Annotated in this window: 15 protein-coding genes and 1 pseudogene; 12 read left to right on the forward strand and 4 right to left on the reverse strand. The window is 37.6% G+C overall.

The annotated features are described in order from the left end of the window. The first annotated feature begins 327 nt into the window (after nucleotides 1-327). Nucleotides 328-447 (forward strand): BrnT family toxin, encoded by a 120-nt coding sequence (locus tag QHG57_RS09810; RefSeq protein ID WP_494407660.1) that lies wholly within the window; start codon nucleotides 328-330, stop codon nucleotides 445-447. A gap of 86 nt (nucleotides 448-533) precedes the next feature. After that, a complete protein-coding gene (locus QHG57_RS03395) occupies nucleotides 534-749 on the forward strand; it encodes a BrnA antitoxin family protein (RefSeq protein ID WP_330169460.1) in 216 nt (71 codons plus the stop codon). 54 nt (nucleotides 750-803) lie between these two features. Here the strand turns inward: QHG57_RS03395 and QHG57_RS03400 are convergent. From QHG57_RS03400 to QHG57_RS03410, 3 genes and pseudogenes are all read right to left on the reverse strand, one after another. Further along, nucleotides 804-1,352 (reverse strand): annotated as a pseudogene (locus QHG57_RS03400) (antA/AntB antirepressor family protein). A gap of 377 nt (nucleotides 1,353-1,729) precedes the next feature. Then, on the reverse strand, nucleotides 1,730-2,218 hold the full coding sequence (locus QHG57_RS03405) for a hypothetical protein (protein WP_330168708.1): 489 nt from the start codon (nucleotides 2,216-2,218) through the stop codon (nucleotides 1,730-1,732). 629 nt (nucleotides 2,219-2,847) lie between these two features. Next, complete coding sequence (locus QHG57_RS03410) at nucleotides 2,848-3,066, reverse strand: hypothetical protein (protein ID WP_330168709.1); 219 nt, start codon at nucleotides 3,064-3,066, stop codon at nucleotides 2,848-2,850. A gap of 299 nt (nucleotides 3,067-3,365) precedes the next feature. Here QHG57_RS03410 and QHG57_RS03415 point away from each other — a divergent pair, with 299 nt between their 5' ends. The 9 genes from QHG57_RS03415 to QHG57_RS09750 all read left to right on the forward strand — a co-directional run bounded on the left by QHG57_RS03415 (nucleotide 3,366) and on the right by QHG57_RS09750 (nucleotide 11,680). Continuing rightward, on the forward strand, nucleotides 3,366-5,420 hold the full coding sequence (locus tag QHG57_RS03415; protein WP_330169461.1) for a DUF637 domain-containing protein: 2,055 nt from the start codon (nucleotides 3,366-3,368) through the stop codon (nucleotides 5,418-5,420). Between the two features lie 20 nt (nucleotides 5,421-5,440). Beyond that, nucleotides 5,441-5,926, forward strand: a complete 486-nt coding sequence (locus QHG57_RS03420; RefSeq protein ID WP_330169462.1) for an SMI1/KNR4 family protein — start codon at nucleotides 5,441-5,443, stop codon at nucleotides 5,924-5,926. Further along, nucleotides 5,923-6,387, forward strand: a complete 465-nt coding sequence (locus QHG57_RS03425; RefSeq protein WP_015856208.1) for an SMI1/KNR4 family protein — start codon at nucleotides 5,923-5,925, stop codon at nucleotides 6,385-6,387. The genes QHG57_RS03420 and QHG57_RS03425 overlap by 4 nt, the downstream gene beginning before the upstream one ends. Before the next feature lie 108 nt (nucleotides 6,388-6,495). Beyond that, nucleotides 6,496-7,065: an SMI1/KNR4 family protein gene (locus QHG57_RS03430; protein WP_330169463.1), complete on the forward strand. Its 570-nt coding sequence runs from the start codon at nucleotides 6,496-6,498 to the stop codon at nucleotides 7,063-7,065. Between the two features lie 229 nt (nucleotides 7,066-7,294). Further along, nucleotides 7,295-7,648 carry a hypothetical protein gene (locus QHG57_RS03435; protein ID WP_330169464.1) on the forward strand — a complete coding sequence of 118 codons (354 nt, stop codon included), beginning with the start codon at nucleotides 7,295-7,297 and terminating at the stop codon, nucleotides 7,646-7,648. A gap of 6 nt (nucleotides 7,649-7,654) precedes the next feature. Next, nucleotides 7,655-10,228, forward strand: a complete 2,574-nt coding sequence (locus QHG57_RS03440) for a DUF6990 domain-containing protein (RefSeq protein ID WP_330169465.1) — start codon at nucleotides 7,655-7,657, stop codon at nucleotides 10,226-10,228. 81 nt (nucleotides 10,229-10,309) lie between these two features. Continuing rightward, complete coding sequence (locus tag QHG57_RS03445) at nucleotides 10,310-10,654, forward strand: HNH/ENDO VII family nuclease (RefSeq protein ID WP_330168716.1); 345 nt, start codon at nucleotides 10,310-10,312, stop codon at nucleotides 10,652-10,654. 271 nt (nucleotides 10,655-10,925) lie between these two features. Then, a complete protein-coding gene (locus QHG57_RS03450) occupies nucleotides 10,926-11,396 on the forward strand; it encodes an SMI1/KNR4 family protein (RefSeq protein ID WP_330169466.1) in 471 nt (156 codons plus the stop codon). Further along, on the forward strand, nucleotides 11,393-11,680 hold the full coding sequence (locus QHG57_RS09750) for a hypothetical protein (protein WP_419196695.1): 288 nt from the start codon (nucleotides 11,393-11,395) through the stop codon (nucleotides 11,678-11,680). Before QHG57_RS03450 ends, QHG57_RS09750 begins: the two co-directional genes overlap by 4 nt. On the opposite strand, the gene QHG57_RS03460 is transcribed toward QHG57_RS09750, so the two are convergent. Next, nucleotides 11,657-16,636 (reverse strand): DEAD/DEAH box helicase, encoded by a 4,980-nt coding sequence (locus QHG57_RS03460; RefSeq protein ID WP_330169467.1) that lies wholly within the window; start codon nucleotides 16,634-16,636, stop codon nucleotides 11,657-11,659. The two genes, QHG57_RS09750 and QHG57_RS03460, sit on opposite strands and share 24 nt — an antisense overlap. A 699-nt stretch (nucleotides 16,637-17,335) precedes the next feature. Between QHG57_RS03460 and QHG57_RS03465 the strand changes: the two genes are divergently transcribed. Next, complete coding sequence (locus tag QHG57_RS03465) at nucleotides 17,336-19,132, forward strand: ShlB/FhaC/HecB family hemolysin secretion/activation protein (protein WP_330169468.1); 1,797 nt, start codon at nucleotides 17,336-17,338, stop codon at nucleotides 19,130-19,132. Nucleotides 19,133-19,135: the final 3 nt, after the last annotated feature.

Below are 19,135 nucleotides of genomic sequence, written 5' to 3' on the forward strand. Positions count from 1 at the left end.
TATGCATAACGCCTTAGGATGATTTATTATTTTTAATATTTTCAGTTATTTAATCACTAATTTTAAAGTATTAAATTATATTAATTGTACAAAAACATGGATAATTCAGTGTTCATTTAAAACTCTTGATGTACATAATACCCTTATAAATCTATTAATATAAGTATAAAAATAAGATTTGAATGGGATAAAGCTAAAACAAAAAGTAATCTTAGAAAGCACCGCTTAAGTTTTGAAATAGCTGCATGTGTTTTTTCAGCCTCATTCTCCATAGCTAAACAAAACTGTATTGAAAACAGAGAGTATGGTTAGCAAGCTTTAGGGTTCGTGGATGGCTTTTTACTGCTGCTCGTAGCGCATACTGTCTATGACGATAAAGATGGTATAGAAGTAATCCGTATTATTTCAGCACGGCGAGCCAACTCGAAAGAAAGGAAACGTTATTAAAGAAGAAAGTTCATTATGAAATTGATGTAGGTAACTTATCACCTTTGACAGATGAATAGAGAGTTGAAGTTTATAAGCTGGCTGCAATGCCGGACAGTGCAATTGATCATCGTGATATTCTGTCACTCAATGATGTATTCTGGAAAAACGCCGTTCACAATCCATTCTATAAACCAATGAAAACTGTCATAACTGTGCGTGTGGATTCAGATATGCTAGCGTGGCTTAAAAGTCAAGGGAAAGGATATCAAACGCGGATTAACGCCATTTTACGTGACGCCATGCTTCGTTCAATGCGATAAACTCATTTTCTCCTCGCCATAAAAGACGAGAAGAAAGGGGAGTTCTGTTTTTACTCAAGCAGCTTTTACGACAGATTTTGTTAACACCTGTTTGGCATCTTCAGTGAGTGTTTTATACTGTTTGCTTTCTTCTACTAATATAAAGGCTTTAACAAGATGCATATGGAGAGGTCCATAAATGTAAACAGCCTTTTTAGTTGGAGACATTTTATCCCAATCTTTTGGGAAATCAAAGCGCGTATCACGATCATAATCAACAGATTGGCTTTTTAGTTTCTTTTCACATTCAATAAAATAACGGCGTGCTTGACGCCCTTTCTCATTGCGTTCAACCATGGAAAGCTCTTTTGCCATATCTAAAGTGAGATGGTATTCTATTGCTGTAACAGCTCTAGATTTTGTGCTTCGCAATTTTGGGAACCGCAAATCTTGTGTTTCTATGAAGTCTTTACCTTCTTCAAATGTATATTGATTAATACGATCTGTAATCCAAGTAGCGAAACGTTTTCCTATTTCCATGAATGCGTGTAACTCACGCGCATCGACCGTTTACACAATTTCTTGTTCAATAATTTTTTCTAATATTTTAATAAGAGTGTTCACGATGAACTCCTTGGTAATAGAGGTTTTCTATTGGCACTCTTAAAAGAGTGCCGGGCGCTAGAAAACACGGTACCAAGTCCGTCGTTATGCTTTCCCCATAAGAGTATTGTATAGCATAACTACACCCGACAAGATTGTTATATGCTACAGCATATAATGAGTCAAAATCTTTAATGTTTAGAAGATTAGTTATTTCGGCAACTAATCCGCTTGGTATTGTAAGGTGTTTTCTAGGCACCTGATTCGAAAATACACATTACAGAAATAATGTCAAGCAGTCCACGATAGTTTTTTATCTCCTTGTTGATTTCATTTATGAACGTTGAGAAGAGACAACGCCATTTAATCTAAACAGTTTTATAAAATCGGAAATTTTACTATGGCTTTTTAACTGAGCACTGTAGTGTGTAAATAGATATGTTTATTAAACTGCGTGTACGTAACATAAGAAACAATACACAAACTAAAAAGGAATACCAAAGAGCAATATCTGAGTACCAAAGTACAGTATCCAATGGAAAAGAAAGCTTATACTCCACGTACTTAGAAAAAATAGGCGAAGAAACAGTTTCCTTATAACTATTTGGGAAAATTAAAACGACAAGCGCTAAACTTATTAGTTTTAAAAGTCTATGCATATATTGTTGTAAATCACGTGTTAGTTTCACCCAACCTGTTGTATTTCCGCATTTGTATTTTGGGTTGTTCTGCAATTCAGAAGGAATATTGGAATTGCATAAAATTGCAAAAACAGTTGTTACTATTACCAAAGAAACAGACGCGAATGTCAAAATACTCTGAATAAAGTAAAGATTTTTTTTAATTCCTAAAAAACATAAAAATATAAAAGTTATAATACCAAACAAGGCTTTTCACTGTTTATCTGTAAACATATTTACTTCCTGTGGAAAAATTATGATCTTAATTTCTTAAATTATTTTCTGATATAAAGATACAAACTATCGTTTAGTTTTTCAGCATTTGCTTTTCTTTTAATAGCAATGTCTTCTATTGCATCCAGTTGCTTTTAATATTTTAGTTAACCTCGTCTATGATTTATCTATAGTTGATGATAGCTTTAAACACAGAGCTCCATAACCCTGCACTTTCGCTTGCATTTTGATACCCAAAGCCACCTTTCAAAAAAGCCTATAGCACCGGCAATCCTTTCATAAAGATTAAAGAAAAGCTCTGTTATTTCAAAAATACACGAAAGGGACTCATAACTGCCGCAATATTTTTTGCACTGACGCTGGCTATTCATGTTTTAAAAAACAAATATTTTGAAATTCACGTATCCTAAAATCCTTAATTTGTATTAATGGATTTATTTACTTTATAAATTTGATACTATAGAGTCATTTTGGCTTCTAGGAATACATTGTACATTAAAAAACTTTTTAATTACTCTTTAGATGCATATCCAATCCAAAAATGATCAGCACTTTTCACTATTTTGCTATTTTTTAGAAATCTATTTTAAACTCTCCTACCGTTAATTCATGAAGAGTTTTGACTTGTGAAAGAAGATCTTTTCAATCTCTTCACAATACTTAGAAAAATCTGTTGCTCTTGGAATAATTTTTTTAGACATGCCTTCTACTTTGCTCTGCAAAATGCGTTTTAAGGATTCTTTCAAAATCAATAAGGAAATACCTTTGAGTTCATTTTGATAAGCTTGAGAAGAGATGTCATAATCCATATCTTTTCGCATGTGAAAGCCACCACAAGAGAACAAGCGAAAAGTATCAGAGATATCATCATTTGAAGCTTTTCTAGCAATAAACCTGTGACGCTATATGCAAGCTTCAAGTGCATTTTCTTTGTTTGCTCACATAAGTTTTTCTTCATTCGGTTTTTATTTTTAATTTTCCATACGACACACTGCTATTTCAGGTTATTGCTTTGGAGTGATTAAGATTTGTAAGGAAAGTTGATTGGCAAGCCGTTCAAGCTGAATTTAAAGACTGGGATTATAAAGCCCAAGGGCTGACAGAAGCCGGTGCGGCTCTCGTGGCATTGGCTGTCACGGCGGTTACGGGCGGAGCAGCCTCGAGCGCTGCCAGTGCCATTACCGGTGCTTTAGGGCTTGGCTCGAGCACCGCCATGAATGCGGCGATACAGGCAGGTGTCCAAGCACTGATTAACAAAAGCGCTGTGGCTCTTGTTAATAATCGCGGCAATATTGCCGGCGCCTTGCATGAGCTTGGCTCTTCAAAGAATATTCTCAGCATTGTCTCGTCGATGTTGACAGCAGGCTTAACCAGCCAAATAACGGAAATGGTTGGTGTTGGACAATCTTTGCCAAAAACCGCTCCTTTTGTCGATCGTATCACGCGTGAAGCGGAAAAGAACCTGATCAAAGCCGCTATTGGCGCGGGTGTGCAAACAGCTCTTGAGGGTGGCTCTCTTGACAAGAACTTTTTTAACAATCTGCGCATCGCTCTGTCTGATACGGTTGGCAAATCGTTGGCAGAAGAAATCGGTACCGCCAAGGCAGAAGGCAAAATAGATACGATCACACAAATCGTTGCCCACGCCGGTCTTGGCTGCTTAAAAGGCGCGGTTGCGAGTGGTGCTTGCTCTGCCGGTGCTATCGGCGGGGCTGTGGGCGAAGCCACTGCTATGCTCCAGTTTCAATTGTGGGTGCAAGGCATTGTGAAAGAGGAAATGGGGGATCTAAACGGTCGCACCCCTACTGCGGAAGAGGAAGCGCGTATAAATGCAAAGATTGATGCGCAGTTTGCTGACTTTAGAGACCACACCATTGATGTCGCACGAGCTGCTGGGGGCGTTGCTGCCGCGCTTGCTGGTGGCGATGTTGATGCCGGCGCCGATGCCGCTGGTAATGCCGCTGCAAATAACTTTTTGGGGAGTGCACAACGCGCTCAGAAGAAGAAAGAGTTAGAAGAGTGCCCTGATGATCAGTGTCGAAGAGAGGTTAACGAAAAATGGTTCGAGATTAGTGAAGAGCAAGATAGGATTTTTGAGATAGGTCTTGCGAAGGGTACGATTGTTGGTGCCGTAAAAGCAATAGGAAACGGAATATCTGAGACAGCTCATGACGTTAAAGAATTAGGATCGGCAATAGGAAACAGTTCAGTTGAGGAGATCTATCAAAATGCCCTTCAAGGCGTTGGAACAGCAAAAGCTTGGGCCACGAGTGGACATGTGATTAATGATGTCTGGGGAGGTGCAGGTCAACTCTGGGAAGGAGTTGGTCAATTCTGGGGAGGTGTTAAGGATTCCTTTAGAGGGCGTATAGATCACATAAAGGATTCCTTTAGAGGGCATATAGATCACATACATGAAACAATGGAGAAAGGGGGGGATGGAGCATTCAGTGCTGGTGCTGAATCTGGCGAAATGGCAGGTAAAGCATTAGGAAAAGCGGCTTATGAAGTGGGTTCTATCGTGCTTACTGACGGTGCTGCTGCAGTAGCCAAGGGAGGCGTAAAGCTTGCGGGCAAGCTTGTAGAAAAAGATCTCATCAAATTCGCTGCTAAGACTGAAGAAGCAGCTATAACAGGAGCAAAAGTTGGAGCAGCTAATTCTGAAGTAAATACTGCTCATGTGGGGAAAGAAATCGCACAATCGCTAGAAAAAATGAGCGATGAAGCTATTGCAACTCAATATTTGGGGCAAGAGAGAAAATTTTGGTCAAAACCTATTGAGGTTGGTCTTGAAATAACGAACAAGGGAGAAAAAATTACTCAGATAAACAAAGTCTATAAGAGCGAAAAACTGTTTGATCCTAACCAGATTGTTAGTTGGACAGTAAAAGGAAAAGAAGTAAAAGGTACAAATATTGAAAGGATGAAAACAGGAAGAGCTCCTATTGGCTTTGATAATAAACCTGTTGAATTGCATCATATGCTGCAAACACACGATGGTCCCATAGCAGAGGTTACAAATGCGTTTCATAATAAACATAATTCTGTTATTCATATTAATCCTAATACAATGGGATCAGCTATTGACAGAGACCTATTCGATAAATGGAGGACGAAATACTGGAAGGAACGTGCTAAAGATTATGAAAAGAAAGATATAGCAACTAAAAAATAATAATTTATGGAGAACAACCTATGAAAAATTATACTTTAGCTGATGTTGTACAATTAATTGATAAAGTAAATAAATATGATGATGAGATTATCAATTTTGGTACTGCAGAGGATGCAGTTAGTGATGTACGGATTAAAGAAGCAGAAAAAACTCTCGGTTTACAGTTTACAGCTTCTTATAAGGATTTTTTAAAAAATTATAAAGGAGGAGAAATTGGAGGTTATGAAATTTTTAGCATTTATAACGCAAGTTTTGAGGATTGTCCTGCTGGTGATATTGTTTACTATCACTTAACAGATATAAAAAATGGTTTAGCAAAACCACAGCAGCTTGTTGTGAGTAGAACTGATTTTGGTGAGACATTTTACTTTGATTATACTCAGTTTCAGGATGATGAATGCCCACTCTATGTCGAGATTCCATCTGGAGCGTCACATTATTATGCAAGTAATTTTTATGAATTTCTCTGTAAAAGAATTAAAGAGCACGCAGGGGAAGATTTATGAAAACCTATACCTTAGATGATGTTGTAGTACTAGTTGATAAATATAGCGATAGTATCGATTTTGGCACTACAGATGAAGCAGTTGATGATGTACTAATTGAAAAAGCAGAGGGGATTCTTAAATTGCAATTCACATCCTCCTACAAAAGTTTTTTGAAGAATTATGGAAGAGCGGAGATCTGTGGTGAGGAAATATTAAGTGTTTATAATACAAATTTTGAAATTGCTCGTAGTGATGATATTGTTTATTATCATATAACGGATATAGAAAATGGTTTGGCAAAACCACAGCAGCTTGTTGTGAGTAGAACTGATTTTGGTGAGACATTTTATTTTGATTATTCTCAATTCCAGAATGGTGAGTGCCCGCTCTATCTTAGATTTCCACCTAGCGATTCCCAGTATTACGCAAGTAACTTTTATGAATTCCTCTGTAAAAGAATTACAGATAACTTGAAGTAAATTTCTTTGTATGGTGGTTTTACTTTCAAATTGCAATGTTAAACCACCGTTATTTTTTTCTTTTCAAGAATGCAAGCGTCGTTAATATTTTTTAGGGGGGAAGGAGTTATGAAAACCTATACCTTAGATGATGTTGTAGAATTAGTTGATAAATATAATGATATTATCAATTTTCGTACTGAAGAAAATGCGGCTGATGATCTACGGATTGAAAAGGAGGAGAAAGCTCTCGGTTTGCAATTCACATCGTCTTATAAGAGTTTTTTAAAAAAATATGTAGGAGGAGAAATAGGGGGTGAAGAAATCTTTAGCCTTTATAAGGAGTGTGGAGCAGATATCCCTGGTGGTGATATTGTTTTCCAAAACTTAAATGATAGAAAAGATGGTTTTGCGACATTAGAACAGCTTGTTGTCAGTAGAACTGATTTTGGTGAAACCTTTTACTTTGATTATACTCAGTTTCGAGATGGAGAGTGTCCGCTCTATCTTAAGTTTCCACCTAGCGATCCCCTTTATTATGCAAGTAATTTTTATGAATTCCTCTGTAAAAGAATTAAAGAATACGTAAGCGATGAGATACTTGATGGTGATCAACCGATTGAAAAGATTGAGAACACTCCCACTCCGCAACCTATACCTTTTTACAAGTGTTTTTGGAAAAAACTATGGAAGAGGTGAAATTGATAGAGGAAATATGGAGCGTTTATAACGCAAGTTTTGAGGATCATCTATGAAAACCCATACTTTAGATGATGTTGCACAATTGGTTGATAAGTGAATAATTATGCGAACTAAAGACGTGACAGAGATTTTAAGAGAGATTAGCTGGGAGACGAAAGACTAGCTATTATTTACAGTTGTAGAACAGTATTAGCGTGAATAAGCTGCGACTTATGGAGAATAATCTATGAACTTTTCTTTTAAAAAAATACATCGCCCTGATATTATTTATGTGGAGAAAGGTGTATTAAAAGTTATTGATATAAAAACTGGTAGTTCTCAATTAACAGAATGTCAAAAAGATTTTGAAATAGCGTATAAAACAGGAGATGCAAAACCTTTTGGAAAAATTATGAAACGCTATCTAGGGGCAAATAAGGAACAGCTTAATAAATACCAAGAAGATTTGAAAAAATTTGAAGGAGATGCAGAGCTTCTGAAAGAGTTTAGAGACAATTGGAGTGAAAATCAAATAAACAAAGAGTGGAATAGAATAATTCCTTATACAGTTAGCTGTTATCCGGGGGTTGGAGAAGAGTGAAACATTATGCAAACTAAAGATGCAGCAGAAATATTAAAAAGTCTAGGCTGTGAGCCCTATCGTGATGAAGTAGGCGATACATTTGCCTATTATTATCTTCCGGATCGTATTGTGGATTTGAGCTATGGTGTGAAACACGAAAAGGATGGTGAGAAATTTTGGCTATTAGCTAGTATCACAACTGCTTCTTATAGTCTTGCTTGTGAATATTCTAGGGGACAAAAGTCGCGGTATGGATATATACTCTATCCAGAAATAGCTGATTTCGGGGTTACGGTACCGGATCTTTCAGAAAGTCATATTGAATCTTCTTTAAACAAAGCCATTACTTGGGCAAAAACACGAAATATTGAACAAAAATTACATGAAGAAGCTGCTAATCATTCTCTTGTCGCAAAGGCTTTGCTTGGCGATATAGAAGCTTTAAGGAGTTATGAGTCTACGCCCAAATTAAATGTATCAGAATTTTCTGATTATAAAATGATGACGTGGATTGATCGCCTTATTTTATTTGCACAGGCCTATAAGAATGGGGAGTTAGACGATATTCTAACGCGCAAAAAGCCCAAACAGCGCTCGATAAGCCTTACTGCAGCAAGCCGTATTCTCAAAACGCAAGGGTGGGTTTCTACGGAACTTGGAAAGATGTGGCTCTCTTTGCCAGATCGTTTTATTCAGTTTGATTTTGGTTTTGTACGCCTCCATGATCAGTACAATGTCCGTCTTGAAGCTGAGATCTCTAACGAAGAGATTTCTGTAGCTTGTCGTTATATTCACTATAGGAGAGAATATAATTGGATACGACCTACAGATATTTATCAGTCTTTTAATACGATTGGGGGAGGGATTTTTAGTGGTTTTGGTAAAGGGATTGATATTTGTGTAGAGACGTTGAATGAGCAAGAGTTAACACAAATCTCTGAGCGGATAATACAATGGGCACGCGCCCAAGACTTGCAAGCGTCGATCGAAAGCAAAACAGTTGTTCAAAAATATAGTTACGATACAGATATAGTTTGGCATTTGGCTTGTTTAGCGTTGAGAGGTCGAATTGATATCCTGAAATCTTATCAAAGTTTTCTAAAAGCAGGTACGATTTCTGAACATTTGGATGATGATGACGTAGAAAAATATGTTAACCATGCCGTTGAATTTTCTGAAAAACATCTGAAAATTCTTCATGAGAGAGAGGCTGCAGAAGCACATTTTGGTCCACAAGCTTTGATTACTTTCAATAAAGTTGCAGAGCAATTAAAACAAATGAGTTGGACAGTTTATCGGGATAAAAACTATGATCGTAATGCCTATTTTATCAGTAAAGACCGTATAATCAATATAATGTGCAGCCTTCAAAGTGATGAAGAAGAGCCAATTGTTGTATTTAAGGCTTCCCTTTCAACACTTGGCTTTTCCACTGCTCATAGAGAGATTTTCTATAATATGCCTCAATATATAGCCCTCAAAGAATCAGAAGAAGTTTATACAGTTTCTAGTACTGAATTGGATGAAGGCAAGCTAAAGCAGATTTGTACAGATATACTTGAATGGGCTGATCGGCAAAATGTCAATCAAATCATCTATGATTATGTAGCATTTCCCCCAGACAGTGAACTTGATCTTGTAGCGCGTCACCTTATTGCGCTTGTTTTGATTGGGGATGTTGAAAAGCTCAAATCTTATAAGGAGAATTTTAGAAAGGGAAACTCTTTAAGCTTTGTGAAAGGTATCACGAAATATACGATTGACAACGCTCTTACTCTTGCACGGGGTTATCGAGCGGGTTTTCCAAAAAATGCTCCGATTTTAAGCTTGGATGCGCAAACAGCATCTGTTGCTTCTAAAACAACTTCTGTTGAAGTGGCAGAGGAAGTGGATGAAGTGGATGAAGTGGATGACACTGATGATCGTCTCACTATGGAAAGTGCTCATGCACTTTTGAAAAGCTTAGGTTGGTCAACCGAAAAAATCAATGGGGATGATTATGTAGCAAGTTATCAATTGGCTGATCGTGAAGTAGATATTCTTTATAACGATGAAAGTGCTAAAGATTGTCCGCAATTTGATAGCGCCTTTTTGATTAGCACGGGCATTCTTTCTACCGCGTGCAAATTCATTGATCCTACCCACACGGAAGATATTCCAGATATACAGCTTCATTTTGAAGCCAAGGGGTTAGAAATCTTTGAACCAGAAGTTACTGCGGATCGTTTAACACAGGCGCTTGATGATGCGCTAGAATGGTCGGTAACAGACATTGACCTTTCTAAAAGACTTCGCTCTGATTATGGCACTTTTCCTTGGCAACGGGATGCAACGTCTAAAGCAGACAATAAGGATTATGCTTTACTTCATCTTGGCGCTCTTGCTTTGTTGGGCGATGTTGAGACCTTACAATCTTATCAGAAAAGCTTTACGGCAGGTGATCATCTAGGTTTTGACGAGAGCATCAACAAAACCCACCTTGAACGTGCATTAGCTTTAGCCAAAGAAGTAGCAAAGGTGAAGCAAGTGAGCTACGCTTTGATTGAATGGGTAGCAAAAGATTTTGATAATCACTCAGAGCTTTCTAGCGAGGAATAACCTCGCTCTTGGAAGGAGAGAAGTCTATTTAGAACACAGAATACATTGATTATTTTGAAAAAATCGAGGGGATTATGAAACATGAAATGGATAAAGAAAAAAATTATGGGAGCAGCTGAACCTGTGGAATTTAAAGGTCAAAAAGTTTATCAGGAAGATGAGCTGTTTGAGCCTGAAACAGTTTCTTCTTGGAAAGAAAAAGGACAGATAGTAACAGGTACAAATGTGGAAAGAATGGCATCAGGAAGAGCTCCTATTGGAGTCGATTTTAGGCCTATTATGTTACATCCTATGACACAAGAAGGTCCTATGGCTGAGGTTCTCTACTCATTTTATCAAGACAAGAGTTTTGTTGCTCCTATGAAGCCAAAGGCAAATTTTATCAGAAAAGTTATTTGTTGGATTTCAAACAAAATTCCTAAGTAGGAAAAAAAGAAAAAGTAATTATTGCAAATATTGAAATAATATCCCTAAAAGGCGCTCTCTAAATTTTAATGATCATTCCCTTTAATTACATCATATATTGTAAATGCGAGATGACTTTACAGAGACAGATGAGAAAAGAGCTCCGTCAAGAAAATATCTCTTATGATTTTATCAATCTCGTCCCAATTCCATTGGCTATAGTAGAAAAAGATTGATCAGTAGAAACACTCATTATGAGTAAAAACATACTGTTACTTATGGAGAATAAACTATGAAAATTTATACTTTAGCTGATGTTGCACAATTAGTTGATAAATATCAGGATGTTATCGATTTTGGCACTGCAGAGGATGCGCCTGATGATATATGGATAAAGAAAGCTGAGGAAAGTCTCGGCTTACAGTTCACAACTTCTTATAAAGATTTTTTGAAAAATTATGGAGGAGGAGAAATTGGAGGTGAAGAAATATTCAGTATTTATGAAATCTGTGCTGGTATTCCTGCTGGTGATATTGTTTACCGAAATTTGCTCGATAGAAGAGATGGCTTTACGAACCTCAAACAGCTTGTTATTAGCACAACTGATTTTGGTGAGACATTTTACTTTGATTATACTCAGTTTCAGGATGGTGAATGCCCACTCTACGTCAAGATTCCATCTGGAGCGTCACATTATTATGCAAGTAATTTTTATGAATTTCTCTGTAAAAGAATTAAAGAGCACGCAGGGGAAGATTTATGAAAACCTATACCTTAGATGATGTTATACAATTAGTTGATAAATATAATGGTGATATTGTTAATTTTGCTAGCAAAGATAGGGAGTTTGATGATCTGGTGATTGAAAAAGCTGAGGAAATTCTCGGTTTACAATTCACATCATCTTATCCTTTTAAGATTGTATGTAAGCAATTTAACAAGAGAGGTATAGATTATGGTTATAAGACTTTATACCCCTTTGTAAGGTTATCACACTCATTATGTGAGCATGCTTTAATAGGCTTATTCAGTTTCTCTTATTTCTAATTTTGGTAGTTTTTTCACGATTTTCATTGTTTCTAAACTTACGGTAATAACCCGTTGAAACAATTCCAATGGATAAGAAGGGTTGCCAACGGTCTCAACAGCATAGCGATTGGCATCATTCACAATGCCACTCTTTTTATCAGTCTTTACACATTGACGCCCCATAACCCATTCAAGAGCGGGTTTACCATTGACGATATACTCATAAGCTTCAAGAGGGATATCTGTCATGATGATATTGCTATTATAAATAACAGTGGTTTTATCCTTTTCTTTACTATCCTTAATTTTTGCGAATTTCATTTCCGTTACATAATAAAACTTTTCTGGATTAGAGATCTCTGTAACTTTTGGATTACCCTTTTTAAAGGTCACGGGATAAGGTTCTACAGTTTCATAATTCACGTGCAAATGACCCAATTCACGTCCTGCTGTCACAAATTTCCAAAAATCTTCAGCATTCTTTACACAAGGGATACGAGGCAATTCTTTAGAGAGGTTATCAGCATAACGAGTACGATAATCTTCCGAATGAAGTAGACCGTAAACATAATAGAATAGATCATCTTTAGTGATAGTTTCATTAGGATAAGCCGCTTTAAAATGGGCTAATCCTTCATCCGTAATGGCATCACGCCGTTGTAAACCAGCTATTTTGCTTTTTTCTGTAGAGATTGTAAATAAATGGGATTGTTGTTCATTTTTATTTTTTAAAGATGCAATATCTCCGTGAATATAGCGTGGAAAGCATTGACCTTTATCCACTACATCAAGATTAGGTAAACTTTCCGCCATAAGCACAGAAAACCCTGATTGAGTTCCGGTACCTGTAACTTGTATTACTTTATTTTCAACCGCTCTTCCCATTGGGAATATCCGCGGCATTTGATAGACTCTCTCATTAAAGGCGCGATTATAATAGAGCCATTGTTTTGTAAAAGGACGATAAAGGCTTTGCGTGAGGCATGTATCTTCAAGTTCAAAGATTTTTCCTCTTACTAATTCTTGCTTAACATTATGACTCCAACTTATCTTTCTCTCATCTGTATCAACGAAATTATTTACAGCTTTTGCACGTGTTTTACGGTCGGCATGTGTATAAGCATTATTAAATCGTTTCACTTCGCTATTATAGAAGTTAATCATGTTATTCATATTTTTTGATAAAGCATCACGGCTAGAGTTGTATGTCCAAGCATCACGATTGGTTACGACCCCAAGAGAAAACGTTTCAAAGAGCTTTTTATTATTTCCCTTCTTATCACCTATTGCTAAAAATGTCTTAAAGCTATCATCACGTTGATGTATCCAATCCCCATGTTCGTCTGGTGTAATTATTTGCCAACCGTCGTCACGTGTAATGCCACTAACACTACCAAAGTCTTGAAGCATTCCAAGTTTTTTTTCGGTAGAAAGATCATTCCCAATATCATGATAGTAAATCTTACAGAGTTGGCTATTGTTTGGATTGCGCACAAAAATCGTTATAGCTATTCCATTTTGGCTTCCAGAACCAAAAACATTGCCTCCTTCCTTTGATAGCTCTTTTGATTTTATATTTTTTCGAATATCACCACGAAGGTTAATAATATAAATAGAAGAATATTCATTCTGTAAGCATTTTCGCATGCCATCAGCAAATGTTTTATCTATCCATCCATTTCCAGAAATATAAGCTACAACACCACCTTGAGGACTCAAGCGATTACTTGCCCACTTAATTGCGCGTATATAGCTATCATAGAGATTTCTTTTTAATGTTGCTTGAGATCTAAGTGCATACGTATTTTGAATACTTCTATCAAGTATTTCATATTCTACATTTGCATTATTATCATTTTCACTTCTTTGACCTGTTGAATAAGGAGGGTTACCAAAAATAACTTCGATATTGAGTTTTTTCTGATGTTCCAAATACTCACTATTTTCTTTAAATAATTCTTGCAGCAAGTCTTTCTTTTCAAGCATCCGAAAGGTATCAGTTAAACCGATATGCTTGAAAGGTATATAGTCTCCTTTTTTCAAACTATGATAAGTCGATTCAATGTTAATGGCTGCTATGTAGTACGCTAGCAAGACAATCTCGTTGGCATGGATATCATAACGAAACTTATATTCCATATCCTCTGGTTTTATGAGCTTTGATTGTAAAAGCCTTGTGATAAAGGTACCCGTTCCAGTGAAAGGGTCAAGAATAGAAACTCCACGTGACCCCAAGCTTTTTCCAAACTCATTACGCAACACATCATCAACAGAATGAATGATAAAATCGACAACTTCAACGGGGGTATAAACAATCCCAAGCCTATCCGTTGTCTTCTTAAATGCCTTGGTAAAAAAATCTTCGTAAAGCTTGATAATAAGATTTTGTCTTGCCTGTGGTTCTGTAATGCCAGAGGCACGGAACTTTACGCTGTCATAAAACTCTTGTAATTCCTTGGATTCCTCTTCAATATTGGTTTTATCGAGTTCTGTTAAGATTTTTTCCATTGCTTGCGAAATGGCATTGTTTTGTACAAATTCATTGCCCTCAAACAAAGCTTCAAACACAGGACGCGTTACAAGATGTTGCGCTAACATCTCAACGGCTTCTTCTTGCTTTATCTCACTGTTTAAGTTGTTTTTTAATTCTTTATAAAACGTATCAAAGGCATGATAAGCTTCGCTTGTCTGATCAGAAAGCATAGTTTGAAGGCGTGTAATATGGTTTTGTGCAATCTCAGCAACATTGCCAGCCCAAATGCCCCAATAATCACTCATGGTAGATTTTTTAACAATCAGTGTTTTGAGAGCATTGGGAAACTCAACAAAAAAGGGTAATCTTCCTGTTACGCTATGACTATGTTGCGGTTCATGAGCTTGTGTCCCAATACGAAGTCCGGATTGTTCTGATTTTTCGTGGAGCGGGATTTCGTCAATAACCGTGGTGACATTCTCTAATTCGGTCTTTTTAGAAACTGTAACAATGTCGATGATAGAGCTTACGTCTTGTCCTAAGACCATCTGGTTAAGGGTTTTACTAAAATTCTCATCATGGGCAAGTAAAGCATTGAGAACTTGCCAGACAACACTGTATCTCTTATTGTTTTTTAATGCCTCTTCTGGTGAAACACCAGCAGGAACACCAACCGGCAAAATGATATAGCCCATCTTTTTGCCTTTTGCACGACGCATCACACGTCCCACTGCTTGTATCACATCCACTTGGCTTTTACGCGGGTGTAAAAACATAACCGCATCAAGGGAAGGAACATCAACACCTTCTGAAAGGCAGCGTACATTGGTTAATATACGGCAGACATTCTCACCAGCATCTTCTTTTAGCCAATCAAGTTTTATCGTACGGTCTTTGGCACCAGATTTTCCATCAATATGATCTGCTTGACAGTTAAGAGGGGGGATATTTTTATGGTTTTCATGAAGATCACGTAAATCTTTCTTAACTTCTTCATCGTTGAATGTTCTACATATGCGTTCAGAAGTTTTAATATCTTTACAAAAAGCCAAAGCTCGGCGCATGGGTTTTGTATCATCTCCAAGATCAATTTTCAGATCCATTTTGGTAAGGGCTTGATAACAACCCATGATCTTTGTTCTATCATCAAGAATAAGTTCATAATTCTCATCTGTCATCAGATGCTGGATAGATTTACTCACTTCTCCTTCATCAACACCTAAAACGATAATCTTGTAAGGCGTTAAAAGTCCATTTTTTACAGCATGGGAGAAACTATAAGAATAAAGGATTTTTCCATAAAGCTCTTCATCATCCATAGAAGCCAGAACGGCATCAATTTCATTAGCTTGTTTTTTGGCATTGTCACTAAAGATACGAGGTGTTGCTGTCATATACAGACGTTTCTTGCCCTGAATAAGGCTATTATTATGAACCTTGATAAACTCAGATTCACACTTGTCTGTTCCTAACACAGCTCCAGTGGTACGGTGTGCTTCATCACAAATGATCAGATCAAATTCTGGTAAAGCATATTTCTTTTGCGCATCCGAAATCACTTGGATCGAATGGTAAGTAGCAAAGACCACTGTCATTGCATCTGCTAAGACTTTATTTGCTTTTTCTCCAAGCTTTTGAGCATCTGTTGTTGCTGGTAGAGCGAGATCCGATACATCGAGTTCAGCAGCATCATCTTGGGCTTTACGACGCTTGCCCACTTGGGTATCAGAGCATACAGCAAAAGAACGCAAGGGGACTTGTGCATCGGCTGTCCATTCACGTATCGTTTGTGACATGAGAGAAAGAGAGGGAACAAGGAATAAAACACGTTTACCTTGACCAGCAAGAGCTTCTGCTATCTTCAAACTAGTAAAGGTTTTTCCCGTTCCACACGCCATAATCAGCTTGCCACGGTCTGCTTCTTGTAATCCTTCACAGACTTTCCCAAGGGCTTCTTTTTGATGATCTAAAAGCTTTTTCGGTTCTTTTTTCTTAAGAGTAGCTTCGCCTTTGCTTTCAAAGGTTGACCAATCTATTTGACTGTTTTCCAGATCAAAAAGATTAATCCGTTGAATGCGAATTTCTTGTCCTCCACAGGTGAGATCGGCATTGTTACTCCAATTACCTTCGGTGCTATCAATAAGAATACGGCGTGTGAAGATCTTTTTTCCCGAGGCAGCAATAAAGCTATCAATATCTTCTTTCTTGATCTGATGATTTGCACTATAAAACTTACATTGAATAGCGGCATATCCTTCTTCATCACGAATTTTAGCAACCAGATCAATGCCGATATCACGCCCATCTTCCCCATGCTCTTTTGCCCATTCACAATAGGTTTGTACCTTTTCATATTCCTGCTTTTGCAACGGGTCTTGCGTTAAATAGGCAATTACAAACTTTTCAAAAAAAGTTCCTCTATCGCGCGCATTTTCTGTATGATCACGGTAAGATTGTAACAGAGAGCGTAATGTCAGTGGTTTGTTATGAGATTGAAGCATTTATAATAAAACCCCACCACCTTATAAGCGTTGATCTACCGATGTCAAAAAAAAACTCTAAATGGAGTTTGCTAGATCTATTTAAAACAAATAGCAATAGTAAAATAAGAAAAGGGTGCTACAGACCCACAACCTGCTTAAAAAAAATTTTTATTAAAGGCTGTTTATCCACAGCCTATGACATGAGGTAAGATCAGCAAAATAGTGACATTTGCTATTCGTTTCACGGGTTAATCAAGACAAATGCACTATGTGCTTTTAAGATATCAGAATGAGTATTTTGATACATTTTACCACGCATTTTATAGATAGGTTTTGAAGGTTTCTACCCCCCAAAAACCCTCAAAACTCATAGATGAGGCGTCCTTTGAAGGTTCACTCTATGAATGCAAGGGGATATGGTTGAGCAAATTTATCCTTTATATTTATGGGGATATTGATGTATTAAACATTGACGAGCTAAACAGTTTTGGTTAGAAGTTTTTCATATAAATGTGGGGGGAGAGATTTCCAGCAATTAAAATAAAGCGTTTTTTGTAAAATAAAGCAGTTTTAGGTGTCCCTTTTCTTTGGTTACAAAGGCATGTGCTTTTGTTAAAAGCGTCATAGAGCAGTGGCTGTTTTGGGTGGTGTCATAGGGTCGTGGCTGTTTTGAGTGGTATTGTTAGAGATTCATGAAGTTCTTTTAAAGAGTGTTTCATGAATAGTGCAAAGCGGGGGCAATCTGTATTGTTATTGATATTTTTACGCCAAAGTTCTCTTTTGAGAATTTTTCGTGCTATTTTTGTTTTATTTGGCTTGTTTACAGGTGTAAGTGTTTATGCGCGCTCCTCAGCTATTTTTCATTCCCCAACAGATAATTTTTCTCGCGGGTATTCAGAAAAGCAGCAATTAGAAAGAATTGAGAATTTACGCGCTTTAACGCCTAAAGGCATTACAACGCCTTCAGAGAAAAATCCAGAAATGCTTTTGGGGGGGAAACAATGTTTTCCCATTCATGCTCTTGTTGTTGAGGGAGTGCATCATGTCAAAAAGCGCTCTATATCAGCCGTAACAGAGCCCTATGTTGGAAGATGTATCGGTCTTGTCGATATTCAGCTCTTAATCAAGAAGTTAACCAAAGTTTATTTGGATCAAGGCTATGTAACGGCGCGTTTTTACATTCCTGATCAAGATATCAAAAACAGCAAGACGCTCAAATTTGTTGTCGTTGAGGGCAAGCTCTCAGAGATTTACTATAATGGTTCACCGGCATCTCGTTATAACAATGTTGTATGGAGTGCTTTTCCTGGGCTTCAAGGTCATGTTCTGAACATGCGCGATATTGAACAGGGGCTTGATCAGATCAACCGTTTGAGTTCAGCGCACGCTCAAAGCGAACTTCTTCCAGGGCGTGAAGAAGGGAGCACCATTGTCAATATTAACAATCATCCCGATAAAACTTTCAAAATTACTGTTTCTCATGACAATATGGGACAATCTTCCACGGGTTATGCGCGTTATAGTGCGGGCTTGAGGGTAGAAAATATTTTAGGGATGAATGATGCGTGGGATTTTAACTATCAACGCAGTGAGCCCGATTATTGGGGTGGGAGCAAGCAAGAAGGACATAGCAATAACATTTCAGCGAGTGTGAGTATTCCGTACGGTTATTGGACTTTTGGATTGAATGGCACTGTTTATAATTACCAAAGCATTATCCCTGGTAACTTTACCGATATTGAGACGACGGGAGATTCCAGTGAGTTACACGCGAGTACAAGCAGGGTTCTTTACCGGGATAGTGTTTCCCTTACAACCTTGAATTTAGGTCTTTCTTATAAAAGAACCAACAATTACCTTCTTGGCAATAAGATTGAAGTGGGCAGCCGTCAATATAGTGTCGCCAATTTTGGGATTTCGCATTCTCGCCAGATGTTGGGTGGGACTTGGACCTTTGATGTGAGTTATTTGCAAGGGCTCCCCTTGTTTCATTCAGTCAAGAAACATGCGCCAGGAGCAGGGGATGCGGAGCCACAATTTGCCAAATTTACCGGTACGCTTAGTGTCATGACGCCTTTTAAGGTAGGGGGCTTGGACTTTATACTGAGCAATCTTTTGAGTGGTCAATATTCACCGCATAATTTATTGGGGGCTGAGCAGATTTCATTGGGAGGGGCTTCCAATGTTCGTGGCACGCGTGAGAGTTTGCTTTTTGGCAATAACGGTTTTTTTAGTCGGAATGATTTGTTGCTACGCACCATTCCATGGCGCAACCACGCGACCTTCAAAAAGGTTTTTGGTGAACTCCGCCCTTATGTTGGTTTGGATTATGGGCATGTGTTTTCGCAAGCTTTGTATGGGATTAAGAGTGACCAGCTTGCCGGTTGGACAGCAGGTGTCAAGCTTGCGGGGGGTATGGTCTCTCTTGATGCAAACTATTCCAGTATTTTTTGGAGCACAGTTAAGCACAAAAAATCAGGAACATTTTTTATGACATTAACAATGGAACTTTAAGCG

The organism is Bartonella grahamii subsp. shimonis (assembly GCF_036327415.1).
In the GTDB taxonomy this organism is placed as follows: Bacteria; Pseudomonadota; Alphaproteobacteria; order Rhizobiales; family Rhizobiaceae; genus Bartonella; species Bartonella shimonis.